The organism is Pseudomonas sp. IC_126 (assembly GCF_004331835.1).
GTDB lineage: Bacteria > Pseudomonadota > Gammaproteobacteria > Pseudomonadales > Pseudomonadaceae > Stutzerimonas.
This window is the reverse complement of record NZ_SJSS01000001.1, coordinates 374,434-399,114: the sequence shown is the minus strand read 5'-3', so window position 1 is coordinate 399,114 and position 24,681 is coordinate 374,434. Positions and strand designations below refer to the sequence as shown.

The window sequence follows — 24,681 nt, the reverse complement described above, 5'->3', positions numbered from 1 at the left end:
GTGATTCACAGTACGTCCTCCAGCCAGTTATCGAGCCCCTTGAACGCCTCATGGAACGTCCGATCGAGCTGCAAAGGAGTAATCGACACATAGCCCTGCATCACTGCATGAAAATCGGTCCCTGGCCCACCATCTTCAACGTCGCCGGCAACCGAGATCCAGTAGCCGTCCTTGCCGCGCGGGTTGGCCTGCTTAACCGGCGGTTTGGCCCGGCTACGGTGACCAAGGCGGGTCAACTGAATGCCGCGGATATGATCCAGCGGCAGATTGGGTACGTTAATGCTGAGCACAGTACGTGGCGGCAGGTCGAGCTGATCGTGTTTCTCGACCAGCTTGCGAGCGATGTAGGCAGCCGTGGGCAGATTGTCCGAAGCGCGCGAGATCAGCGAAAACGCAAATGCCGGTTTGCCAGTGAAGCGGCCTTCGATTGCTGCAGCGACGGTGCCTGAGTACAGGACGTCGTCCCCCAGATTGGCGCCCAGATTAATACCGGAAACCACCATGTCAGGTGCTTCGTCTAACAGCCCGTTCATGCCCAGGTGAACGCAATCGGTAGGTGTGCCGTTCACACCGATGAAACCGTTCGGCATGGTCGTAGGATGAAGCGGGCGATCCAGCGTCAGCGCGCTGCTGGCGCCGCTCATGTCCTGGATGGGGGCGACTACGCGGCACTCGGCATAATCGGCCAGCGCGTCATAAAGCGCGGCGAGCCCAGGTGCATACACCCCGTCGTCGTTGGCGATCAGAATACGCATCAGATGTCCGTCTGCCCTGCCAGGCTGACCAGCTCGCGCACCACAGCTGTGGCGAAGCATCCGGTCGGCAGGACGAATTCAAGTTGCAGAATGTCAGGCTCGGGATAATGCCACGACAAGCCGCCAATGGGGAGGCGAAGAATGCGCCGTTCATGCTTCATTCCAGCTTCTGCGAGCCACTTGGCGATTGCCGGTTCTGCCCCCGCGACATTCGATTCCAGCGCAGGTATCCCGCCGCCTGCGGGCGACTCACCGACGCCCCACAAGGGGCCGGTGGGGTGCAGATCTAGAATGGTCAGACGCGGGTCGCTGCATTCGGCCTCGCCTGCTGGGAAAAAGCTTCGGCTGTCGGTAAAGGCCAGTAGATCGCCCACCTGCGCCTTATCCCAGGTCCCGCTTGCGACACGCTCGGCCAAGGCCCGATTGAACAAATAGCTGCGCCCCGCCGAGAGCAGCCGCGAGCGCAGGTTACGCTGCACGGGAAGCTCCTGTCGCTCGGCATATTCGCGTGCGCCATGAACGTTGCTGCCTTCGAAGCCGAAGCGTTGCAGGCCGAAATAATTGGGCACGCCGTGCGTCTTGATTCGCTCTAGGCGCGCGTCCAGTTCAGCGTGTTCGGCCTGCAGTTGGGTCAGGCGCAGGGTGAAGCCGTTTGCCGAGTGGGCGCCGCGCTGCAGTTTGCGCTGGTGACGACAGGTCTTGAGAATCTTCAGCGTTTCGTCTTCAGCTCTATCCAAATTGGGATCGGCCTTGCCCGGCAGATGCAAGCTGAACCACTGGCGGGTCAGCGCTTGGCGATCCTTCAGACCGGCGTAGCTGATATTGCGCACCGGGACTCCGGCGGCGCGGGAGATGCGGCGCGCCGCTTCCTCGGTATTGAGGTTGCGCTTCTCGACCCAGAGCCAGAGGTGCTCGCCTTCACCGGACAACGGAATGTCCAGCACTTCATCGACTTGAAAGTCCTCGGCCACGGCCTTGAGCACCGCGCGGCCACATGGCCCGCCGTGCGCCTGCGACCCGAGCAACTGATCTTCGGTCATGCGCGGACCAGCAGAGCGACGGCGTGCACGGCGATACCCTCTTCCCGCCCGACGAAACCCAGCTTCTCGGTAGTGGTGGCCTTGACGTTGACCTGATCCAACTCGACCTGCAGGTCCTCGGCGATCAGGCCGCGCATGGCCTCGATATGCGGCGCCATCTTCGGTGCCTGGGCAATGATGGTGGCGTCGACATTACCGACCTCCCAGCCCTTGCTCTTTACCTGTTCCAGGACATGGCGCAGCAGTACACGGCTGTCGGCGCCCTTGAATTGCGGGTCGGTATCCGGGAAATGCTTGCCGATATCGCCCAGCGCGGCGGCACCGAGCAGCGCATCGCTGAGCGCATGCAGCAGCACGTCACCATCGGAATGCGCCAGCAGACCGAACCTGTGAGGAATCCGTACACCACCGAGGGTGATGAAGTCGCCCTCGCCGAAGCGGTGCACGTCATAGCCGTGGCCAATACGCATAGTCAGAACACCCTTGAAAGATCAGCGGCGGATTCTACAGGAGACGTCATGGCTTGGCTCATCGGCTCCGGCGCCGCATCAACGAGCACGATAGTCACCATCAACCGAAACGATCTCATATCGTGATTCGACGATATATAGTTCGCTCCATCGCGATATACCGAACCAGACGAACACATGCCCGACAATTTCGACGACATCATCAAGGCCCTCGCCCACCCGCTGCGCCGGGACATCCTGCAGTGGCTGAAGGAGCCGCAACGGTACTTTTCCGAGCAGCATCACTCCCTGGAGAACGGCGTCTGCGCCGGACAGATCGACCAGCGGGCCGGTCTTTCGCAATCGACGGTATCGGCCCACTTGGCCACCCTGCAGCGAGCCGGGTTGATTACCAGCCGCAAAGTCGGCCAGTGGCATTTCTTTCAACGCAATGAGCCGGTCATCCAGGACTTTCTGGCCCGCATCGGCCAGGAACTCTGAATCCCTATATAAGGAGCAACACCACCATGCCCACACTTTTCGATCCGATCCGCATTGGCGAGCTGGAACTGGCCAACCGCGTCATCATGGCGCCCCTGACCCGCTGCCGCGCCGAGCCCGGCCGCGTACCGGGCGAGCTGATGGTCGAATACTACGCCCAGCGCGCCGATGCTGGCCTGATCATCAGCGAAGCCACCTCGGTAACGCCCATGGGCGTCGGTTACCCGGACACGCCCGGCATCTGGTCCGCCGAGCAGGTGCAGGGCTGGAAGAAGATCACCGATGCCGTGCATGCCAAGGGTGGCAAGATCGTGCTGCAGCTCTGGCATGTCGGCCGCATCTCCGACCCGCTCTACCTCGACGGCCAGCTGCCGGTCGCCCCTAGCGCCATCAAGCCGGCCGGGCATGTGAGCCTGGTACGGCCGATGAAGGATTACGAGACCCCGCGCGCGCTGGAAACCGAAGAAATAGCAGGCATCGTCGAGGCCTACCGCAAAGGCGCCGAGAATGCCAAGGAGGCGGGCTTCGACGGCGTGGAAATCCACGGCGCCAATGGCTATCTGCTCGACCAGTTCCTGCAGGACAGCACCAACCAGCGTACCGACCAGTACGGCGGCTCGCTGGAAAACCGCGCACGCCTGATGTTGGAAGTCACCGATGCCGCGATCAGCGTTTGGGGTGCCGGCCGCGTCGGCATGCACTTGGCACCGCGCGCAGACTCCCACGATATGGGCGACTCCAACCGCGCCGAGACCTTTGGCTACGTGGCTCGCGAGCTTGGCAAGCGCGGCATCGCATTCATCTGCACGCGTGAAAAAGCCGGCGAAGACAGCCTCGGCCCGCAGTTGAAGCAGATCTTCGGCGGCAACTACATCGCCAATGAGCGTTTCACTGGCGAACAGGCCAACGCCTGGCTGGGCGACGGGAAAGCCGACGCGGTGGCCTTCGGCATTCCTTATATCGCCAACCCGGACCTGGTCAAGCGCCTGCGCCAGGATGCGCCGCTCAACGAGCCCAAGCCTGAGCTGTTCTACGCCCAGGGCGCAGAGGGCTACACCGATTATCCATCGCTCTAGCTCCCAGCGGTGGAAAGGCCCGGCCGGTTATTCCGGTCGGGCCTTTTTTCGTGTTGATCGTTCCCACTCCCGCGGGGGAACGCCCTCCTGTCAGGATCTCAACGCCTCGGCATGATGTCGCAGATGATCATCAATGAAGCTGGCGATGAAGTAGTAGCTGTGGTCGTAGCCCGGCTGTATCCGTAGCGTCAGCGGATGTCCTGCCGCTTTGGCCGCAGCCTCCAGCGCCTCGGGCTTGAGCTGGCTTTCCATGAAGTCGTCGCGGTCGCCCTGATCCACCAGCAGCGGTAGCTTCTCGCCGGCTTCGGCCAACAGCGCGCAGGCATCCCATTCGCACCAGCGCGAGCGGCCCTCGCCCAAATAGCGGGAAAACGCCTTCTCGCCCCAGGGGCAACTGGCGGGATTGGTGATGGGCGCGAAGGCCGAAACCGATTGATAACGTCCCGGATTCTTCAGCGCACAGACCAGCGCACCGTGGCCGCCCATGGAGTGCCCACTGATGCCGCGCCTGTCGGACACCGGAAAATTCGCCTCAATCAGCGCCGGCAGCTCGCCGACCACGTAGTCGTACATGCGGTAGTGCTGCGCCCAGGGCTGCTGGGTGGCGTTCAGATAGAAGCCTGCGCCCAGGCCGAAATCCCAGGCACCGTCCGGGTCGTCCGGCACGTCCGGCCCACGCGGGCTGGTATCGGGTGCGACGATGATCAGCCCCAGCTCGGCAGCCAATTGCTGCGCACCGGCCTTCTGCATGAAGTTCTCGTCGGTGCAGGTCAGGCCCGACAGCCAGTACAGCACCGGCAGCTTCTCGCCCTGTTCCGCCTGCGGCGGCAGGTACACGGCGAACACCATGTCGCAGTTCAGGCTGCTGGAGCGGTGACGGTAGCGTTTGTGCCAGCCGCCGAAGCTTTTCTGGCAGGAAATGTTTTCAAGGGTCATGGCTATGCCTCGCGTAGGGTGGAAAACCGCGAAGCGTTTTCCACCAGTCGAGGTGAATAAACCGTCTGACGACGGCGTTATCCACCCCTACGATCAGAAATGAATGACGGTGCGGATGCTCTTGCCTTCATGCATTAGGTCGAACGCCTGGTTGATCTCATCCAGCCCCATGTTGTGGGTGATGAAGGTATCCAGCGGGATTTCGCCGCTCTGGGACTTTTCGACGTAGCTGGGCAGTTCGGTGCGGCCCTTGACGCCACCGAAGGCGCTGCCGCGCCAGACGCGACCAGTGACCAGCTGGAACGGACGGGTGCTGATCTCCTGCCCCGCACCGGCGACGCCGATGATGATCGACTCGCCCCAGCCCTTGTGCGCGCATTCCAGCGCGGCGCGCATCAGCTGCACGTTGCCGACGCACTCGAAACTGTAGTCCACACCGCCGTCAGTCATCTCGACGATGACTTCCTGAATCGGCCTGTCGTGATCCTTCGGATTGACGAAGTCGGTCGCGCCCAGCTCTTCGGCGATGGGGAACTTGGAGGGGTTGATGTCGATGGCGATGATACGGCTGGCGCCAGCCATCTTCGCGCCGATGATTGCCGCCAGGCCGATGCCACCGAGACCGAAGATGGCCACCGTCGCGCCCGCCTCCACCTTGGCGGTGTTAAGCACCGCACCGATGCCGGTAGTGACGCCGCAGCCCAGCAGGCAGACCTTGTCCAGCGGCGCTTCCTTGGGAATCTTCGCGACCGAGACTTCAGGCAGCACCGTGTACTCGGAAAAGGTCGAGGTGCCCATGTAGTGGTAGATCGGCTGGCCCTGGTAGCTGAAACGGGTGGTGCCGTCCGGCATCAGGCCCTTGCCCTGGGTGGCGCGTACCGAGCTGCAGAGGTTGGTCTTGCCGGAGGTGCAGAACTTGCACTGGCGGCACTCGGCGGTATACAGCGGGATCACGTGGTCACCCACCGCCACCGAAGTCACGCCCTCGCCCACGGCCTCGACGATGCCACCACCTTCGTGGCCGAGAATGCAGGGAAACACACCTTCGGAATCCTCACCGGACAGGGTGTAAGCGTCGGTATGGCAAACGCCGGTGGCAACGATGCGCACCAGTACCTCGCCAGCCTTGGGCGGCTCGACATCTACTTCGACGATCTGCAGAGGCTGGTTGGGGGCGAAGGCGACGGCGGCGCGAGATTTGATGGTCATGAAGGACTCCTCTTGGTGAATGAAGCAAAGTGTAGTTTCATCCTTACGCTGGGTTAATGAGCTAAACGCGAAAACATTGTTGCCGCACAGGGATAATCAAGTTCTTCAAACAGGAGCCCGACATGAACCGCTGGGAAGGTCTCGACGAGTTCGCCGCCGTAGCCGAATGTGGCAGCTTCATGCGCGCCGCCGAGCAGTTGCGAGTGTCTTCTTCGCATGTCAGCCGCCAGGTGGCGCGCCTGGAAGAGCGCTTGCAGGCCCGCCTGCTCTACCGCACCACGCGTCGCGTCTCGCTGACCGAAGCCGGCCACACCTTCCTGGCGCGCTGCCAGCGCTTGATCGAAGAACGCGACGAAGCCTTCCATGCCATTAGCGATCTGCACACGGCGCCCACCGGTCTGTTGCGCATGACCGCAGCCGTGGCATACGGCGAGCGCTTCATCGTGCCGCTGGTGAACGACTTCATGGCGCAGCATCCACAGTTGCGGGTGGAGATAGAACTGTCCAACCGCACTTTGGACATGGTGCAGGAGGGCTTCGATCTGGCCATCCGCCTGGGCCGCCTCGGCGAGTCGCGGCTGGTGGCGACCCGCATCGCGCCACGCGCCATGTACCTGTGCGCCGCACCGGCCTACCTCGAACGCTACGGACGCCCGCACACGCTTTCCGAGCTGGCGCGACACAACTGCCTGGTGGGCACGGGCGATACCTGGATGCTGCAGGTCGACGGCCGCGAACAGCCGTTCAAGCCCAGCGGCAACTGGCGCTGCAACAGCGGTCAGGCGGTGCTGGACGCCGCTCTGCGCGGCTTCGGCCTGTGCCAGTTGCCGGACTATTACGTGCAGGAGCCGCTGCGCCGAGGTGAGCTGGTGTCGCTGCTGGAAGCCAATCAGCCACCCAATACCGCCGTCTGGGCCGTCTACCCGCAGCGCCGCTATCCGCTACCGAAGGTGCGCCTGCTGATCCAGGCATTGAAGGAAGGCCTGGCCAATCGCCCGGAATACCGCAGCGGACGCAACTGAGGTGCTACGGCGCCGCGCGTCTGACTGCCCATTTCGGGAGGAACCCGCCTCCGTAGGCTACGTCGATATTGTGTAGCCGGTGCCCTTTGCGTTTTGCCTGGAGCTGCCCGGCGATTCAATCAGGAGGACATCATGCAGATTCTGGTGAACAGCAATCACAGCGTCAGCGTAACCAGCAACCTCGAGGAACACGTGAAGGCAACCGTGGAGAGCGAACTGGAGCGTTTCGATGATCAGCTGACCCGAGTCGAAGTTCATCTCAACGATGAGAACAGCGGTAAAAGCGGACCTCAGGACAAGCGTTGCCAGATGGAAGCCCGAGTGAAAGGCCATGAGCCGATTTCGGCCACCCACAAGGCGGACTCCATGACGCTCGCAATCGACGGAGCCGCGGAAAAGCTCAACCATGCCCTGGCGCATGCCCTGGACAAACTCAACCATCACTGACCCGTCACTTGCCGAACCAGGCCGTCAATGCCCGAGGGACCGAACCACCCGACTACGAAAGAGGCCATGCATGAACAGATTGCTCGATCGTGAAACCATGTCCCAGCTGCTGGCGAAGCGCGAGGCACCCTGCCTGTCGCTATACCAGCCCACCCACCGTAGCTTTCCCGAGCGCCAGCAAGACCCGATCCGCTTCAAGCATCTAGTGCGACAGCTGGAAGACTCCCTCAAACAGCAAGGCCGAGGCGATCAGGCCAAATCGCTGCTCGAGCCGTTTTATGCGCTGATCGATGATGTCGATTTCTGGAATTCCAACCGCGACGGACTGGCTGTGTTCGGCGCCAAGGACTATTTCGAGGTGTTCCGTCTCCAGCGCAACGTACCGGAGCTGGCGGTCGCCAACGATCGTATGCACCTTAAGCCGCTGCTGCGCATCGCCCAATCCGCCGACCGCTACCAGATCCTCGCGATAACACTGGATTCGGTGCGCCTGTTCGAAGGCAACCGTGACGGTGTCGATGAAGTTCCGCTTGCCGAGGGTGTACCAAAAACCGTGGAAGAGGCGCTTGGGCGCGAACTAACCGAGAAGGGCCAGACCGGATTCGCTCAAGGCTATGGCCGCGCCAGCGAACGCGGAGATGCGATGCAGGTCGAGAGCGGCGGAGCCGGTCGGCAGGACGAGATCGATCGGGATCGCGAGCGCTTCTTCCGTGAGGTGGATCGCGCCATCCTCGAACACCATAGCCGCAAGACCCGGCTACCGTTGATTCTTGCCGCACTCCCCGAGCATCAGTCGCATTTCCGCAAGCACAGTCACAACGATCTACTGCTACCTGAGGGCATCGAGAGCGATGTTTCGCTGCTCAGCCAGAAAGAGCTGCGGGAAAAAAGCTGGATGGTCATGCAGCCGCGTTACATCAAACGCCTCGAAGGCTTTATCAACCAGTACGGCGAATCGCATGGTCAGGGCCTGGCCACCGATCAGCTCGAACAGATCGGCCAGGCGACCCTGGAAGGACGGGTGGCGACGTTGCTGGTCGAAGCTGATCGGCAGATACCAGGGATGGCGGACAAGCAGGAAGGCAAAGCGATGGCGGTCGACGATGAGTCCGCCACCACGCCCGATCTGCTCGACGAGTTGACGATCTGGACGCTGGAGCAAGGCGGCGAAGTGATCTCGGTACCCACCGAGCGTATGCCAACCGCGAGCGGCGCGGCGGCGATATACCGCTACTAGTAAGCCATCTGCCACGAAGTTGCGAAAGAATCGCGTTTCAGGATGCACAGCGCTGCGCAATCACGATTGCCAGCGCTGTTGCAGCCATTGCAGATCTTCCGGACGCGTAATCTTCAAATTATCCGAGCGCCCTTCTACCAGTCGCGGACTGAATCCCGCCCATTCCAGCGCGGACGCTTCATCAGTAACGGCTGCGCCAGCTTCGAGCACATTGGCAAGCGCATCGCGTAACGCCCCGAGGCGAAACATTTGCGGTGTGAAAGCCTGCCATATCACGCTGCGATCGATGGTTTCCACGACCCGTCCGTCGGTACCCGCTCGTTTCAATGTGTCCCGGGCCGGTACGGCGAGTAGCCCACCGACTGGATCGTCGCCCAGTTCGACCAGCAGTTTGTCGAGATCCTGACGCGAGAGATTGGGCCGAGCGGCATCATGCACCAGCACCCAATCGCCGTCTCGTGCGCCCTGCTCGGACAGACGGTGCAACCCAGCCAGTACCGAGTCGGCGCGCTCGGCGCCGCCGTCAGCGCGTTGAATGCGAGGGTCCTTGGCGCAGTCCAGATTCGCCCAGTACGGATCATCGGCGGCCAGGCTGACGACCAACCCAAGCAAACCGGGATGGTCGAGAAAACAGCTGAGTGTATGTTCGATGACGCTCTTGCCGGCCAAGGGCAGGTATTGCTTAGGCCGATCGGCGCGCATGCGGCTGCCGACACCGGCGGCCGGTATCACGGTCCAGAACTCCGGGAACATGGCCGTCTTTACTCCGTGAGCTGGAATAGCGTCTCGCCTTCCTTGACCATCCCAAGCTCCTGTCGAGCACGCTCTTCGACAGTTTCCATACCTTGCTTGAGCTCCATCACCTCAGCCTCGAGGATGCGATTGCGCTCGAGCAGGCGCTGGTTCTCGCCCTGCTGTTCAGCGATCTGCTTGTTCAGTCCACTGACCTGAGCGAGGCTCCCCTCGCCCACCCACAGACGGTACTGAAGACCGCCCAACAACAGGATCAAAACGACGAACAACCAGTAGGGGCTACGCATGGACGGCATGGAACGGCTTCGGTTGGTTTCAGATGACGAGATATAGGCAGCGGTCAGCGACATGGCCTGGCTTTCCTTTGCTGGCGGGCGCATCGCCTCATTTCGGCGACGACCTTATCAGTGCTAAACGTTATCCACAAAAAAGGGCGACTAACGCCGCCCCTTTCTAGCATGCGAAGTATTAGCCGCGAAACTCGGCACGCCCCTTATAGGCCGCTTTTCCGCCGAGCTGCTCTTCGATACGCAGCAGCTGGTTGTACTTGGACACGCGGTCCGAGCGGCACAGCGAGCCAGTCTTGATCTGACCTGCGGCAGTACCAACAGCCAGGTCAGCGATGGTGTGGTCTTCGGTTTCGCCGGAACGGTGCGAGATCACCGCGGTGTAGCCGGCGGCCTTGGCCATCTGGATGGCTTCGAGAGTCTCGGTCAGCGAGCCGATCTGGTTGAACTTGATCAGGATCGAGTTACCGATGCCTTTCTCGATACCTTCTTTGAGGATCTTGGTGTTGGTCACGAACAGATCATCGCCGACCAGCTGAACCTTGCTGCCGATCTTGTCGGTCAGGACCTTCCAGCCGTCCCAGTCGGACTCATCCATGCCGTCTTCGATGGAGATGATCGGATAGCGCTCGGACAGACCAGCCAGGTAGTCGGCGAAACCTGCGGCGTCGAATGCCTTGCCTTCGCCAGCCAGGTCGTACTTGCCGTCCTTGTAGAACTCACTCGATGCGCAGTCTAGCGCCAGGGTCACGTCGGTACCCAGCTTGTAGCCGGCTTTCTCGACGGCTTCGGCGATAGCTGCCAGGGCATCTTCGTTGGACGCCAGGTTCGGCGCGAAGCCACCTTCGTCACCTACGGAAGTGCTCAGGCCGCGGGCTTTCAGCACGGCCTTGAGGTTATGGAAGATTTCAGTACCCATGCGCAGGGCATCGGCAAATGTCTTGGCGCCGACCGGCTGCACCATGAATTCCTGGATGTCGACGTTGTTGTCGGCATGCTCGCCGCCGTTGATGATGTTCATCATCGGCACCGGCATGGAGTACTGGCCCGGCGTGCCGTTGAGGTTGGCGATGTGCGCGTAGAGCGGCAGGTCCTGATCCTGGGCAGCAGCCTTGGCGGCAGCCAGGGACACGGCGAGGATGGCGTTGGCGCCCAGCTTGGCCTTGTTGTCGGTGCCGTCCAGCTCGATCATCGCGCGATCCAGGGCTTTCTGGTCGACAGGGTCCTTGCCCAGCAGCCGATCGCGAATCGGACCATTGATGTTGCCGATAGCCTTCAGCACGCCTTTGCCCATATAACGGCTGTTGTCGCCATCACGCAGTTCCAGCGCTTCGCGCGAACCAGTGGACGCACCGGACGGCGCACAGGCGCTACCGATGATGCCGTTATCGAGGATAACGTCCGCTTCCACGGTGGGATTGCCGCGGGAGTCGAGAACTTCACGCCCTTTGATGTCGACGATCTTTGCCATTTTTATTAACACTCCGTAGATAGCTTCAAGGCTTCAAGCAGTTTCGATTGGCGAAAAATTCTTGATCAGATCATCCAACTGTTTGAGTTGGGTGAGGAAAGGTTCGAGCTTATCGAGGCGCAAGGCGCACGGGCCATCGCACTTGGCATTGTCTGGATCGGGATGCGCTTCGAGGAACAATCCGGCAAGTCCCTGGCTGAGTCCAGCCTTGGCCAGATCGGCAACCTGGGCGCGACGACCGCCGGCAGAATCGGCACGGCCGCCAGGCATCTGCAACGCATGAGTGACATCGAAAATCACCGGATACCGCATCCGCTTCATGATGTCGAAGCCGAGCATGTCGACGACCAGATTGTTGTAGCCGAAGGACGAGCCACGCTCGCAGAGAATCAATTGATCGTTACCGGCTTCCTCGCATTTGGCGAGGATGTGCTTCATTTCCTGTGGTGCGAGAAACTGAGCCTTCTTGATGTTGATCACCGCACCGGTCTTGGCCATGGCGACGACCAGATCGGTCTGCCGCGACAGGAAAGCCGGCAGCTGGATGATGTCGCAGACCTCAGCCACCGGCTGCGCCTGATGGGGTTCGTGTACATCGGTGATCACCGGCACGCCGAAGGTCTTCTTTACCTCTTCGAAGATGCGCATGCCTTCTTCCAGGCCTGGACCACGGAAGGAGTTGATCGAGGAGCGATTGGCCTTGTCGAAGCTTGCCTTGAAGATGTACGGAATACCGAGCTTCTCGGTCACCTTCACATAGGCTTCGCAAATCTGCAGCGCCAGGTCGCGGGACTCCAGCACGTTCATGCCGCCGAACAGCACGAACGGCTTGTCGTTGGCGATCTCGATGTTGCCGACGCGGATGGTCTTCTGACTCATGCCTTGCCCGCCTTGTAATCCAGCGCTGCCTGGACGAATCCGCTGAACAGCGGATGACCGTCACGGGGCGTGGAGGTGAATTCGGGGTGGAACTGGCAGGCCACGAACCAGGGATGGTCTGGCGCCTCGACAACCTCCACCAGCGCACCGTCGCCGGAGCGACCGGTGATCTTCAGGCCAGCCTCCTGCAACTGCGGCAGCAGGTTGTTGTTCACTTCGTAGCGATGGCGGTGACGCTCGACGATGCGCTCCGCGCCATAGCAGGCAAAAACGTTCGAGCCGGCTTCGAGACCGCACTCCTGGGCGCCCAGGCGCATGGTGCCGCCCAGGTCGGAAGCATCGGTGCGAGTTTCCACGGCGCCGGTGGCATCAGCCCACTCAGTGATCAAGCCCACCACCGGGTGGGTGCTGTCCTTGTCGAATTCCGTAGAGTTGGCGTCGGTCCAGCCGAGTACGTCACGGGCGAACTCGATTACCGCCACCTGCATGCCGAGACAGATGCCCAGATAGGGAATCTTGTTCTCGCGAGCGTATTTGACGGTGGCGATCTTGCCTTCCACGCCGCGCAGACCGAAGCCGCCCGGCACCAGAATCGCGTCCATGCCTTCCAGCAGGCCGGTGCCCTGGTTCTCGATGTCCTCGGAGTCGATATAACGCAGATTCACTTTGGTACGGCTCTGGATGCCAGCGTGGCTCATTGCCTCGATCAGAGATTTGTAGGCGTCCAGAAGTTCCATGTACTTGCCGACCATGGCGATGGTCACTTCTTTTTCCGGGTTCAGCTTGGCATCGACCACGCGGTCCCACTCGGAGAGGTCGGCGCCGCCGCACTCTAGGCCGAAGCGCTCGACGACAAAATCATCCAGCCCCTGCGCATGCAGCATGCCGGGAATCTTGTAGATGGTGTCGGCGTCCGGCAGGCTGATCACCGCACGCTCTTCGACGTTGGTGAACAGGGCGATCTTGCGCCGCGAGGACAGGTCGATCGGCACTTCCGAACGGCACACCAGTACATCCGGCTGCAGGCCAATGGAACGCAGCTCCTTCACCGAATGCTGAGTCGGTTTGGTCTTGGTTTCGCCAGCGGTGGCGATATAGGGCACCAGTGTCAGGTGCATCAGCATGGCGCGCTTGGCGCCGACTTCCACACGCAGCTGACGGATCGCCTCGAGGAACGGCTGCGACTCGATGTCGCCCACGGTACCGCCCACTTCCACCAGAGCCACGTCGGCATCGCCGGCGCCCTTGATGACGCGACGCTTGATCTCGTCGGTGATGTGCGGAATGACCTGGATGGTCGCGCCAAGGTAATCACCACGGCGCTCGCGGCGCAGCACGTCCTCATAGACGCGGCCGGTGGTGAAGTTGTTGTTCTGGGTCATACGCGTGCGAATGAAACGCTCGTAATGGCCCAGGTCGAGGTCGGTCTCGGCGCCGTCATGGGTGACGAACACCTCACCGTGCTGGAACGGGCTCATGGTGCCCGGATCGACGTTGATGTAAGGGTCCAGCTTGAGCATCGTGACCTTCAGGCCCCGCGCCTCCAGGATGGCCGCCAAGGATGCCGAGGCGATGCCTTTCCCCAATGAAGAAACAACACCACCCGTGACGAAGATGTAGCGCGTCATGAAAAACCCTAGAAGTCTGCGTTAAGCGGCTGGCGCCGCCGGGGGAAAGCGAAGGTGCCATTGCGCATCGAGCGGCAATAGCTCAACTGCCACGGATTCGAAGAAACCGCAGAAGCTGTATTGAGACGGGAGCGTAGTCTACTGGAAAGACCCCATCAGCTCAAACGCGCATCACACTGGTGGCGTCCAGACGAGTGACACCTGGGCGGTATCGAATTGCGGCAGATTGGCAACGGCAACCAGCTCGCCATCGAGATAGAGCAGCGGCAGGCGTGAGCGGACGAATCCCGGCACCTGGACTTCGTTGAGCAGGCGCTTCAGATCGCGTCTGCCACGTCCGGACAGTGCCATGCTCTCGCCGCCCTGCCGATAACGAATCTCGAACGCGCCCTGCATCGCTCCTTCGAGGCTCACCGCGCCGTTAGCGGGCAATGCCAGCGTGGTGACCCTTCGCTTCCACGGAAACGCACCTTCGACCGCTTCGAGCCAGGGCCCGGAAAGCCACCACAGCCGGTTTCCGGCACGATGAAGCTCGCCGCCCTCCAAACGCCAGCGGGGCGTAGCATCCACAGCGGCATCGCGCAGCGCCTCCCAGCCGGCCCAGTGGTCGGTATCCGGCAACAGCGTGAACTCAGCCAGCCAGTGGCGTAGCGCATTGCGCTGTCTAGCCGAACTCAGTGAGCGCAGTACCGATAAGTCCAGGCTCGGCAGGGGCAGCCATGACCAGCTTTCCGGCGCGCGAGCCGCCAGTAGATCCATCTCGGCGAGCTCATCGAGCAGCGCCTGCGCTTCGGCCAGATGCCCCGCGGTTCGAGCCATACTGGACGGCGCGCGCGGCCAGCGCTGTTTCAGCACCGGCATCACCTGGTGGCGAAGGTAGTTGCGCGAATGCACAAGGCTTGCGTTGGAGGGATCTTCGATCCACTCCAACTGTTGCGTGCGAGCGTAGGATTCCAAATCGGCCCGATCGATCGCGAGTAACGGCCGCACCAGCTTGCCCTGCCCTAGCTCGCGACTCACTCGCATCGCGCCAAGACCGCGCACGCCGGCGCCCCGCAGCATACGAAACAGCAGTGTTTCGGCTTGGTCATCCTGGTGCTGAGCCATGAGCAGCACCTCATCCTCGCCAAGTCTGTCGGCGAAAGCTTTGTAGCGAGCCACTCGGGCGGCGCGCTCGATACTCGCGCCTGCCGCTACCTGCACCGGCACGACTTCAAGCGGAACACCCAAGCCATCGCAGATCTTCGCGCACTGTGCAGGCCAGCCATCGGCCACCGCCTGCAAGCCATGATGAACATGAATGGCACTGAGCGGCGGCAACCGGTGCTGCCGCCGCAGATAGACCAATGCAGTGAGCAGCACGGTCGAATCCAGCCCTCCAGAAAAGGCAACACGCCATGCCGGCGCATTGAGCCACGGTTTCAGAAAGCAAAGAAGATGAGATTCAAGTGCCATGCGCATACGCTCGGAAAGGCGAAACGCCAAGGATGGGCTGAAAACGCGCGAAGCAGCGCCGCCTGACCTGCAAAAAGAAACGGCGGGCCTATGCCCGCCGTTTTTGTCATGCCGTCACGCTCAAGCGATACCGTAGCTCATCAGACGGTCATAGCGACGGGCCAGCAGCGCGTCGGTATCGAGGCCCTTGAGCATTTCAAGCTGCGAAGTCAGCTCGTCACGCAACGATGCGGCCGTAACCGCAGGATTCCGATGCGCGCCACCCAATGGCTCAGGGATGACCTTGTCGACGATGCCCAGATCTTTCAAACGCTCGGCGGTAACGCCCATGGCCTCGGCTGCTTCCGGCGCCTTTTCGGCGGTACGCCAGAGAATCGAGGCACAGCCTTCCGGAGAGATGACCGCATAGGTGGAATACTGAAGCATGTTCAACTGATCGCAGACACCAATGGCCAACGCGCCACCGGAACCGCCTTCACCAATGACAGTCGCGATGATCGGCGTCTTCAAGCGGGACATCACGCGAAGGTTCCAAGCGATCGCCTCGCTCTGATTGCGCTCTTCTGCATCGATGCCCGGATAAGCACCCGGCGTATCGATGAAGGTAAGGATCGGCATCTTGAAACGCTCGGCCATTTCCATCAAACGGCAGGCCTTGCGGTAGCCTTCAGGACGCGGCATGCCGAAGTTGCGGCGCACTTTCTCGCGGACTTCGCGGCCCTTCTGATGCCCGATGATCATCACCGGCTCACCGTTCAGGCGAGCCGTACCGCCAACAATCGCGGCGTCATCGGAGAAATGCCGGTCACCGTGCAGTTCTTCGAACTCGGTGAACAGATGTTTGACGTAATCGAGGGTATAGGGGCGCTGCGGGTGACGAGCCAGACGAGCGATCTGCCAGCTGGTGAGATTGCCGAAAATGCTCTCAGTGAGCGACTCGCTCTTGTCCTGCAGTCTGGCAATCTCATCGCCAATATTCAGCGAGTTGTCGTTACCAACCAGGCGCAATTCTTCGATCTTGGCTTGCAGGTCGGCGATCGGCTGTTCGAAATCGAGAAAATTCGGGTTCATAGTCATCCGTCATGCGTCGACGGCCAGGCGGCCGGGAAGCTGTTCCGTTTTTTGCGCCCTACCTTACGGGACGGACGCATTCAGGTCGAACAAAAAATGTTCGCAATTTTGACCGATTCAGTATCGGATCGTATCGGCGGTCATCCGGACCGGCTACCAGCATTGGCACGCCGATCCGTTACGTCCCGCTATCGGTATTGCAAAAAGACGTTGTCGCGCCCGAACTGGTCACGCAATGCCTGAATCAAGTTGTCTGCCGGGTCGATCCGCCAGCTCTCGCCGAACTGCAACAACGCTCGCGCGTCGCTTCCGGTGTACTCCAATGTGATCGGGCAGGCGCCGCGGTGACGTCCGCAGACATCGGCCAGCCAGCGCACCCGGTCGCCTTTCAGCGCATCGCCAGCGACCTTGACACGCAAGCTCTCAGCCAGCCCGGTACGAGCCTCTTCAAGACTCATGACTCGCTTGGCGCGCAGACGCAAACCGCCGGAGAAGTCGTCGTTACTGACCTCGCCCTCGACTACTACCAGGGCGTCAGTCTGCAGCAGCGCCTGAGCGCTGTTGAAAGCTTCGGCGAACAGCGAGGCCTCGATCCGCCCCGAACGATCATCGAGGGTGATGAAGCCCATCTTGTCGCCCTTCTTGTTCTTCATTACCCGCAGGTTGACGATCAAGCCGGCAATAGTCTGCTCACCACGTGCAGGGCGCAGATCGACGATCCGCTGCCGGGCGAAGCGGCGAACTTCGCCCTCGTATTCATCGATCGGATGGCCGGTCAAATACAACCCAAGCGTATCTTTCTCGCCCTTCAGACGTTCCTTTAATGACAGTTCGCGCGCGTTGCGATGGTTGGCATAAACATCTGCCTCAGGCTCGGCAAACAGACCGCCGAACAGGTCCATGTGGCCACTCTCCGCGCTACGCGCCGTCTGCTCGGCGGCCTGAACAGCTTCCTCCATGGCCGACAAGAGCACCGCACGGTTGCGGTCGATATTGGCTTGATATGCCTTGGGCTCATCTGAGAAATAAGGACCGAGGCGATCCAGCGCGCCACCTCGGATCAGCGCTTCCAGGGTGCGCTTGTTGATTCGCTTAAGGTCGACGCGACTGCAGAAATCGAACAGATCCTTGAACGGACCGCCCTCGTTACGGCATTCGCAAATCGCTTCTACCGGACCTTCGCCGACACCCTTGATCGCACCAAGACCGTAGATGATCCGTCCATCATCGCTGACCGTGAACTTGAACTCAGAGTTGTTCACGTCCGGCGCATCGATGCGCAGCTTCATGCTGCGACATTCCTCGATCAGCGTGACCACCTTATCGGTGTTGTGCATATCCGCCGACAGAACCGCGGCCATGAACGGCGAAGGATGATGCGCCTTGAGCCAGGCGGTTTGGTATGAAACCAGACCGTAAGCAGCCGAGTGCGACTTGTTGAAGCCGTAGCCCGCAAACTTCTCCACCAGATCGAAAATGTTGCCTGCCAGATCGGCGTCAATGCCGTTATTGGCACACCCCTCGATGAAGCCGCCGCGCTGCTTGGCCATCTCCTCGGGTTTCTTCTTACCCATAGCACGGCGCAGCATGTCAGCCTGGCCGAGCGTGTAGCCGCCCATCACCTGAGCGATCTGCATCACCTGTTCCTGGTACAGGATGATGCCGTAGGTGGGCGCCAGCACCGGCTTGAGGCCTTCGTACTGGTAATCCGAGTGCGGGTAAGAAATCTCCGCACGACCGTGCTTACGGTTGATGAAGTCATCGACCATGCCCGACTGCAGCGGCCCCGGACGGAACAGCGCCACCAGAGCGATCAGATCTTCCAGGCAGTCCGGCTTGAGCTTCTTGATCAGCTCCTTCATGCCGCGTGATTCGAGCTGGAACACCGCGGTGGTCTCGGCCTTCTGCAGCAGCGAGAAGGTGGGTTTGTCGTCCAGCGGGATGAAGTCGATGTTCAGCGGCTCCAGACCCTTCTTGGCCTGCTCGCGATTGATCGTCTCCATGGCCCATTTGATGATGGTCAGGGTACGCAAGCCGAGGAAGTCGAACTTGACCAGCCCGGCCTGCTCCACGTCGTCCTTGTCGAACTGGGTGACCAGACTGCCGCCCTCGTCATCGCAGGCGATAGGCGCGAAATCCGTGAGTTTGGTCGGCGCGATAACCACACCGCCCGCGTGCTTGCCGGTACCGCGGGTAATGCCTTCGAGCTTGAGCGCCATGTCCCAGATTTCCCGAGCGTCTTCATCGACGGCAAGGAAATCACGGAGCGGCTCTTCCATCTCGTAGGCTTTTTCCAGCGTCATGCCGACTTCGAAGGGAATCATCTTCGACAGTCGGTCGGCCAGGCCATAGGACTTGCCCTGGACTCGCGCAACGTCTCGCACCACAGCCTTCGCGGCCATGGTGCCAAAGGTGATGATCTGGCTGACCGCGTTGCGGCCGTACTTTTCCGCCACGTAATCAATGACCCGATCGCGGCCGTCCATGCAGAAGTCGACGTCGAAGTCGGGCATGGAAATCCGCTCAGGGTTGAGGAAGCGTTCGAACAGCAGATCGTAGGCCAGTGGGTCGAGGTCGGTAATTTTCTGCACGTAGGCAACCAGCGAACCCGCGCCCGAGCCACGTCCGGGACCCACCGGCACGCCGTTGTTCTTGGCCCACTGGATGAAGTCCATAACGATCAGGAAGTAACCCGGAAAGCCCATCTGGATGATGATGTCGAGTTCGAAATTCAGCCGGTCTACATAGACCTGCTTCTTCGTCTCGTAGTCAGGCGTGTCCTTGGGCAGCAGCACTTCAAGACGTTCTTCGAGCCCTTCGAACGAGACCTTGCGGAAATACTCATCCATGGTCATGCCATCCGGCACGGGGAAGTCCGGCAGGAAATAGGTGCCCAGCTGTACTTCGATGTTGCAGCGCCTGGCGATCTCGACCGTGTTTTCCAACGCCTCGGGCAGATCACTGAACAGTTCCCACATTTCCTCGGGCGTTTTCAGGTACTGCTGATCGGAGTAATTTCGCGGCCGCCGTGAGTCATCCAGGATGCGGCTCTCGCCGATACAGACACGGGTTTCGTGGGCTTCGAAATCTTCCTGTTTGAGAAAACGCACGTCGTTGGTAGCCACCAGCGGAACGTCACAACGCTGAGCCAGAGCGACCGCCGCGTGCAGATGCTCCTCATCATTGACGCGACTGGTGCGCTGCACCTCGAGATAAAAGCGCTGGGGGAAAACCGCTTGCCACTCGGCCAGCAATGTCTCGGCTGCCGCCTCTTCACCGGCGAGCAGGGCATGGCCAATTTCCCCTTCCTTTGCGCCGGAGAGCGCGATCAATCCTTCGGCTGCGGCCTTTACCCAATCACGCTCGATGATGATCTGATCGTTGCGCTGCCCCTCGGTCCAGCCGCGAGATACCAACTCGGTGAGGTTCCGATAACCTTTGCCGTTCATCGCCAGCAACGTCAGCCGACTGAGTGGGCCGTCTTCGTCGCGACCGGCAAGCCAGATATCGGCACCACAGATCGGCTTGATCCCGGCTCCTTGAGCAGCTTTGTAGAACTTGACCAGCGAGCACATGTTGCTCTGGTCGGTGACGGCCACCGCCGGCATGCCCGCGCCAGCAACCGACTTGACCAGCGGTTTGACCCGCACCAAACCATCGACCAGAGAATATTCGGTGTGCAGGCGAAGATGGACGAAGGAGACGGGCATGAAAGAACCTTGAACTGGTGAAACGACAGGCCGCAAATTGTACCGGAAAGCCTGAACGATGTAGGCGACGGGTGATCACCAGTCGCGTAACGCGCCGGCTCAGACCGGTAAGGCAACCATGACGCTGGAAGACTCTGCGAGGGCGGCCTGCTCCAGCAGATTGCGTACCGGTGCAAACGAGCGCCGATGGATGACGGTAGGACCGAGCCGTTGCAGTGCTTCCAGATGATGCGGCGTCGGGTACCCCTTGTGAGCCGACAGGCCGTAGCCCGGATAGCATAGATCCAGCGCACACATCTCCCGGTCACGGCTGACTTTCGCCAGGATCGAAGCGGCTGCGATGGCAGGCACCTGGGCGTCGCCCTGAATCACCGGGGCGCTGGGCACCGCCAGCTGCGGACATCGATTGCCGTCGATGAGGGCCAATCGCGGCGTGACACTCAGCCCCTCGACCGCTCGCTGCATCGCCAGCATGGTAGCGTGCAGGATGTTCAGCTGGTCGATCTCGTGTACCTCGGCGCGGGCGATGCACCAGGCGAGCGCCTTCGCGCATATCTCGTCGAAAAGCGCTTCACGCCTTGCTTCGGTGAGTTTCTTCGAATCATTGAGCCCTTCGATCGGCCGCGCGGGATCGAGAATCACCGCAGCCGTCACGACAGGTCCGCACAGGGGGCCGCGGCCGACCTCGTCGACGCCAGCGACCAGCTCTTCGACGAGGTTGAAATCGAGACCGATCTGCATCAGCTTGCCTCGACCAGTTCGAGTACCGCACTGGCGGCCTGACTCGACGCATCGCATCGCAGCGTCCGATGGATGGCGTCGAAGCCTTCGGTTTGTATATCGCCGTTATCCAGCAGGGGCGACAGCAGTTGCGCCATGGCACCCGGGGTCGCGGCGTCTTGCAGAAGCTCTGGCACCAGCAAGCGCTGAGCAAGAAGATTGGGTAATGACACGTACGGACTTTTCACCATGCGTTTGAGGATGCGAAAGGTCAACGGCGCAACGCTATAGGCCACGACCATCGGGCGCTTGAATAACAAGGCCTCGAGCGTCGCAGTACCAGAGGCGATCAGCACCGCATTGCACGCCGCCAGCGCCTCATGGGACCGCCCATCGAGCAGTGTCAGCGGCAGGTCACGCCCAGCCAGCATTTGTTCCAGCTGTGCACGACGCTCGGGACTGGCGCAGGGAACGACGAAGCGGATACCGGGGCGCATCGAACGCAGCCGGTCAGCGGCGTCGAGGAAAAGCTCGCCAAGACGACCCACTTCGCCACCTCGGCTACCCGGCATCAGCGCAACGATCATTCCTTCCTGCGGGAGGTTCAACGCAGCTCGTGCCGCGGCGCGATCGGGCTCCAGCGGGATGGTATCGGCCAAGGGATGCCCGACGAAACGCACCGCGACCTGATGCGCGTCGTAGAACTTCGCCTCGAACGGAAAAAGGGTAAGCATCAGGTCGCAGGCGTCTCGGATCTTCATCACGCGCTTCTGCCGCCACGCCCATACCGAGGGGCTGACGTAGTGCACAGTCCTGATACCGTTGCGCCGCAGCTTGAGCGCCAGGTCCAAGTTGAAATCCGGTGCGTCTATACCAATGAACACGTCGGGGCGAACTTCGAGCAGCGTTTTCAGCAAACGCTTGCGGCGTGCAAGAAGTTCGGGCAGCCGACCGAGAACCTCCACCAATCCCATCACCGCCAGACGTTCCAGCGGGAAATAGGATTTAAGCCCCTGCGCCTCCATGAGAGGACCGCCCACGCCAATGAATTCGACCTCAGGGTGCTGCGCTCTGAGCGCCTGCATCAGACCCGAACCAAGAATGTCGCCAGAGGCCTCACCGGCCACCAGCGCGACTGTCAGCGGCCTGGACATATCAGCGCGTGATGCCACGTTTCGAGGCTTGCACCGAATCACGGAACAGCGCCACTTCGGGAAACGTCTGCGCATCGGCGGTGAGCGCGGTCAACGCAGCGTCGACCGTCAGCCCTTTGCGGTAGACGACCTTGTAGGCGTTGCGCAGGGCTGTGATGGCCTCGGCGCTGAAACCGCGGCGGCGCATGCCCTCGAAATTCATGCTGCGTGCCTCGGCGGGATTACCGAATACAGTGACGAACGCCGGAACGTCCTTGCCAATGGCGGTGCCCATTCCCGAAAAGCTGTACGCGCCGATATGGCAATACTGATGAACCAGGGTGTATCCCGACAGAATCGCCCAATCACCGACGTGCACATGTCCCGCCAGCGCGGTGTTGTTCACCAGGATGCAATGGTTGGCGATCACGCTGTCATGACCGATGTGCGCGTAAGCCATGATGAGGTTATGGTCGCCGATGGTGGTTTCGCTTCGATCCTGCACGGTACCGCGGTGAATGGTCACGCCTTCGCGGATCACGTTGTGGTCACCGATCACCAGACGCGTCGGCTCGCCTTTGTATTTAAGGTCGGGCGTGTCCTCGCCAATCGAAGAAAACTGAAAAATACGATTATGGCGGCCGATGCGGGTCGGCCCCTTAATGACCACATGCGACGCGATCACCGTCCCCTCGCCTACTTCGACGTCCGGGCCGATGATCGACCATGGCCCGACCTGGACGTCATCAGCCAGCTTGGCCGAAGGATCGACGATAGCGCGAGGGTCGATCAAATTCATATCTTCTGTTCCGCGCAAATGATTTCGGCGGAGCAGACGAGCTTGCCTTCAACACTCGCGCGGCAATCAAACTTCCAGATTCCGCGCTTGGCACTGATGAAAGACGCTTCAAGGCTCAACTGATCGCCCGGCACGACCGGCTGGCGGAAGCGCAGCTTATCCGAGCCGACGAAGTAATACAGCGTACCGTCAGCCGGCTTGGTGCCCATCATCTTGAAACCAAGCAGTCCGGCCGCCTGCGCCATGGCTTCGATAATCAGCACTCCCGGCATGATGGGATGCTGTGGAAAGTGACCATTGAAGAACGGTTCGTTGACGGAGACGTTCTTGTATGCGCGAACACGCTTGGCGTCCGTATCCAGCTCCGTCACCCGATCAACCAACAAAAAGGGATAACGGTGAGGAAGGTATTCGCGAATCTCGTTGATATCCATCATATGAAGAAAATGCCCGTAAGAATTATGGGAGCCAGCACGGCCAGGGTCGTGCACCCGCGGTGAAAGCCTCTAGCAGGGACGATCAGGCGATAGGGTCAGGCATCAGAAGCCGCATCCCCGCGCGGGGTCACGGAAGCCAGGCGTTTTTCCACTTGCTGCAGGCGACGAGCCATATCGTCGAGATGACGAATCCGGGCGGCACTCTTACGCCATTCCGCAGCGGGTTGCATGGCCGTCCCAGAAGAATAACTTCCCGGCTCGGTGATTGACCGGGTGACCATGGTCATGCCGGTAATGAACACGTTGTCGCAAATCTCGATATGCCCGACGAGCCCGACGCCCCCGGCGAGCATACAGTTACGACCGATCTTGGTACTTCCGGAAATCCCGGCACAACCTGCTACGGCAGTGTTTTCGCCGATCTGTACGTTGTGCGCGATCATGATCTGGTTATCCAGCTTTACGCCATTCCCGATGATCGTGTCGGAGAGCGCACCGCGATCGATCGTGGTATTGGCACCAATCTCGACGTCGTCGCCAATGCGTACGCCGCCGAGCTGAGCGATCTTTTCCCAACTGCCCTTTTCGTTGGCGAAACCGAAACCTTCGCCACCGATCACCGCACCCGGCTGAATCACGACCCTCTCACCGATACGGACGTCGTGGCAGAGGGTGACGCGCGAAGCCAGGCGCCCTCCGGCACCCACACAACTGCGAGCACCGATGAACGAGTGAGCACCAATCACCACATCCGCACCGATCCAGGCATCCGCCTCGATTACGACCTGGGCGCCAATGCTGGCGCTGGGGTCGACCTGTGCACTTGGATCAATGATTGCGCTTGGGTGAATGCCGCTGGCAGCCTTCGGCCGTGTCTCGAACAGGTGCGAGACACGTGCATACGCCAGATAGGGATTGTCGATAAGCAGCGCGTTGCCGCTGTAATCCTCGGCGTCCTTCGGCGTAAGCAGTACGGCTCCGGCGCGAGAGTTTTCGAGAAACTTGCGGTACTGGGCGTTGGCCAGAAAGCTCAGCTGTTGCGGACCGGCGTCCTGCAGTGTCGCCAAGCCCGACACCGGTTGTGCCGCATCGCCACGCAGCGTGGCGCCCAGCTGCTCGGCGAGTTCGCCGAGCGTATAGACGACCGTATTCATTAGCGCAGCTGATTCATGCGCTCGATGACTTGGCGAGTGATGTCGTACTGCGGCTTGACATCGACCACCGCACCGCGTTCGAGCACCAAATCGTAGTCACCCTTTTTGATGACTTCTTCTACAGCTTTATCCAGCTTCGGCTTGAGCTGCTTGAGCATGTCGCGATCGGCAGCGGCCTTGGATTCGTTCAGTTCCTTGGAGAGGAACTGGAAATCACGCGCCTTCTGTTTGAATTCCAGCTCGAGGCGCTCACGCTCCGCCTGCTGCATCTTGTCCCCATCCTTGCCTAGACGGTCCTGGATGCGCTTGGCATCGCTTTCCAAACCTTTGAGCTTGTCCAGCTGCGGACCGAACTTTTTTTCTGCATCGACGGAGTAACGCTTGGCAGCGTCCGACTCGAGCAGCGCCATCTGATAGTTCATCACCGCAATCTTCATGTCGGCGAATGCAGGCGTCGCCGCTAGAGCAGCAGCCACAAGGAGCAATTGAGTCAACTTACGCACGGTATATAC

Annotated in this window: 23 protein-coding genes and 1 pseudogene; 5 read left to right on the top strand and 19 right to left on the bottom strand. The window is 60.8% G+C overall.

What is annotated here, in order from left to right:
- Positions 1-5: 5 nt before the first annotated feature.
- From surE to ispF, 3 genes are read right to left on the bottom strand one after another with little or no spacing between them, the layout of a single operon-like run.
- Complete coding sequence (gene surE, locus E0D86_RS01815) at positions 6-755, bottom strand: 5'/3'-nucleotidase SurE (RefSeq protein WP_131648271.1); 750 nt, start codon at positions 753-755, stop codon at positions 6-8.
- The gene (truD, locus tag E0D86_RS01810) at positions 755-1,795 is read right to left on the bottom strand and encodes a tRNA pseudouridine(13) synthase TruD (RefSeq protein WP_131648270.1); all 1,041 of its coding nucleotides are present in this window, start codon (positions 1,793-1,795) and stop codon (positions 755-757) included. Before truD ends, surE begins: the two co-directional genes overlap by 1 nt.
- Positions 1,792-2,265 (bottom strand): 2-C-methyl-D-erythritol 2,4-cyclodiphosphate synthase, encoded by a 474-nt coding sequence (gene ispF, locus E0D86_RS01805; RefSeq protein WP_131648269.1) that lies wholly within the window; start codon positions 2,263-2,265, stop codon positions 1,792-1,794. Before ispF ends, truD begins: the two co-directional genes overlap by 4 nt.
- A 177-nt stretch (positions 2,266-2,442) precedes the next feature.
- On the opposite strand from ispF, the gene E0D86_RS01800 reads away from it, so the two are divergent.
- Together E0D86_RS01800 and E0D86_RS01795 are read left to right on the top strand one after the other, a co-directional pair.
- Positions 2,443-2,745, top strand: coding sequence for a helix-turn-helix transcriptional regulator (locus tag E0D86_RS01800; protein ID WP_131648268.1), 303 nt, complete (start codon positions 2,443-2,445; stop codon positions 2,743-2,745).
- A gap of 26 nt (positions 2,746-2,771) precedes the next feature.
- Entirely contained in the window at positions 2,772-3,821 is a 1,050-nt protein-coding gene (locus E0D86_RS01795; protein ID WP_131648267.1) for an alkene reductase, read from the top strand.
- A 90-nt stretch (positions 3,822-3,911) separates the two neighbouring features.
- Here E0D86_RS01795 and fghA read toward each other — a convergent pair whose 3' ends face one another.
- Entirely contained in the window at positions 3,912-4,757 is an 846-nt protein-coding gene (gene fghA, locus E0D86_RS01790; RefSeq protein ID WP_131648266.1) for an S-formylglutathione hydrolase, read from the bottom strand.
- 93 nt (positions 4,758-4,850) lie between these two features.
- Positions 4,851-5,966 (bottom strand): S-(hydroxymethyl)glutathione dehydrogenase/class III alcohol dehydrogenase, encoded by a 1,116-nt coding sequence (locus E0D86_RS01785; RefSeq protein WP_131648265.1) that lies wholly within the window; start codon positions 5,964-5,966, stop codon positions 4,851-4,853.
- Between the two features lie 122 nt (positions 5,967-6,088).
- On the opposite strand from E0D86_RS01785, the gene E0D86_RS01780 reads away from it, so the two are divergent.
- From E0D86_RS01780 to E0D86_RS01770, 3 genes and pseudogenes are all read left to right on the top strand, one after another.
- Positions 6,089-6,988, top strand: a complete 900-nt coding sequence (locus tag E0D86_RS01780; protein WP_131648264.1) for a LysR family transcriptional regulator — start codon at positions 6,089-6,091, stop codon at positions 6,986-6,988.
- A 132-nt stretch (positions 6,989-7,120) separates the two neighbouring features.
- Positions 7,121-7,423 (top strand): annotated as a pseudogene (gene hpf, locus E0D86_RS01775) (ribosome hibernation-promoting factor, HPF/YfiA family); the annotation flags it as partial.
- 82 nt (positions 7,424-7,505) lie between these two features.
- A complete protein-coding gene (locus E0D86_RS01770; protein WP_131648262.1) occupies positions 7,506-8,672 on the top strand; it encodes a hypothetical protein in 1,167 nt (388 codons plus the stop codon).
- Positions 8,673-8,732: 60 nt separating this feature from the next.
- Here the strand turns inward: E0D86_RS01770 and ispD are convergent, their stop codons facing one another.
- The 14 genes from ispD to E0D86_RS01700 form a co-directional block, all read right to left on the bottom strand.
- Positions 8,733-9,425 carry a 2-C-methyl-D-erythritol 4-phosphate cytidylyltransferase gene (gene ispD / locus E0D86_RS01765; RefSeq protein WP_131648261.1) on the bottom strand — a complete coding sequence of 231 codons (693 nt, stop codon included), beginning with the start codon at positions 9,423-9,425 and terminating at the stop codon, positions 8,733-8,735.
- Between the two features lie 8 nt (positions 9,426-9,433).
- Complete coding sequence (gene ftsB / locus E0D86_RS01760) at positions 9,434-9,712, bottom strand: cell division protein FtsB (RefSeq protein WP_131648951.1); 279 nt, start codon at positions 9,710-9,712, stop codon at positions 9,434-9,436.
- 181 nt (positions 9,713-9,893) lie between these two features.
- Entirely contained in the window at positions 9,894-11,183 is a 1,290-nt protein-coding gene (eno, locus tag E0D86_RS01755) for a phosphopyruvate hydratase (protein WP_131648260.1), read from the bottom strand.
- A gap of 33 nt (positions 11,184-11,216) precedes the next feature.
- Positions 11,217-12,062 (bottom strand): 3-deoxy-8-phosphooctulonate synthase, encoded by an 846-nt coding sequence (gene kdsA / locus E0D86_RS01750; RefSeq protein ID WP_131648259.1) that lies wholly within the window; start codon positions 12,060-12,062, stop codon positions 11,217-11,219.
- Positions 12,059-13,690 carry a CTP synthase gene (locus E0D86_RS01745; RefSeq protein ID WP_131648258.1) on the bottom strand — a complete coding sequence of 544 codons (1,632 nt, stop codon included), beginning with the start codon at positions 13,688-13,690 and terminating at the stop codon, positions 12,059-12,061. Before E0D86_RS01745 ends, kdsA begins: the two co-directional genes overlap by 4 nt.
- Before the next feature lie 171 nt (positions 13,691-13,861).
- A complete protein-coding gene (gene tilS, locus E0D86_RS01740; RefSeq protein ID WP_131648257.1) occupies positions 13,862-15,145 on the bottom strand; it encodes a tRNA lysidine(34) synthetase TilS in 1,284 nt (427 codons plus the stop codon).
- A gap of 120 nt (positions 15,146-15,265) precedes the next feature.
- Positions 15,266-16,216 (bottom strand): acetyl-CoA carboxylase carboxyltransferase subunit alpha, encoded by a 951-nt coding sequence (locus E0D86_RS01735; protein WP_131648950.1) that lies wholly within the window; start codon positions 16,214-16,216, stop codon positions 15,266-15,268.
- A 188-nt stretch (positions 16,217-16,404) separates the two neighbouring features.
- A complete protein-coding gene (dnaE, locus tag E0D86_RS01730) occupies positions 16,405-19,926 on the bottom strand; it encodes a DNA polymerase III subunit alpha (protein WP_131648256.1) in 3,522 nt (1,173 codons plus the stop codon).
- Between the two features lie 99 nt (positions 19,927-20,025).
- Positions 20,026-20,667, bottom strand: a complete 642-nt coding sequence (gene rnhB, locus E0D86_RS01725) for a ribonuclease HII (RefSeq protein WP_131648255.1) — start codon at positions 20,665-20,667, stop codon at positions 20,026-20,028.
- The gene (gene lpxB, locus E0D86_RS01720; RefSeq protein ID WP_131648254.1) at positions 20,667-21,800 is read right to left on the bottom strand and encodes a lipid-A-disaccharide synthase; all 1,134 of its coding nucleotides are present in this window, start codon (positions 21,798-21,800) and stop codon (positions 20,667-20,669) included. The genes rnhB and lpxB overlap by 1 nt, the downstream gene beginning before the upstream one ends.
- Position 21,801: 1 nt before the next feature.
- Positions 21,802-22,578 (bottom strand): acyl-ACP--UDP-N-acetylglucosamine O-acyltransferase, encoded by a 777-nt coding sequence (lpxA, locus tag E0D86_RS01715; RefSeq protein WP_131648253.1) that lies wholly within the window; start codon positions 22,576-22,578, stop codon positions 21,802-21,804.
- Entirely contained in the window at positions 22,575-23,015 is a 441-nt protein-coding gene (gene fabZ / locus E0D86_RS01710) for a 3-hydroxyacyl-ACP dehydratase FabZ (RefSeq protein ID WP_131648252.1), read from the bottom strand. The genes lpxA and fabZ overlap by 4 nt, the downstream gene beginning before the upstream one ends.
- A 95-nt stretch (positions 23,016-23,110) precedes the next feature.
- Positions 23,111-24,169, bottom strand: coding sequence for a UDP-3-O-(3-hydroxymyristoyl)glucosamine N-acyltransferase (gene lpxD, locus E0D86_RS01705; protein ID WP_131648251.1), 1,059 nt, complete (start codon positions 24,167-24,169; stop codon positions 23,111-23,113).
- On the bottom strand, positions 24,169-24,672 hold the full coding sequence (locus E0D86_RS01700) for an OmpH family outer membrane protein (RefSeq protein ID WP_131648250.1): 504 nt from the start codon (positions 24,670-24,672) through the stop codon (positions 24,169-24,171). The genes lpxD and E0D86_RS01700 overlap by 1 nt, the downstream gene beginning before the upstream one ends.
- Positions 24,673-24,681 lie beyond the last annotated feature (9 nt).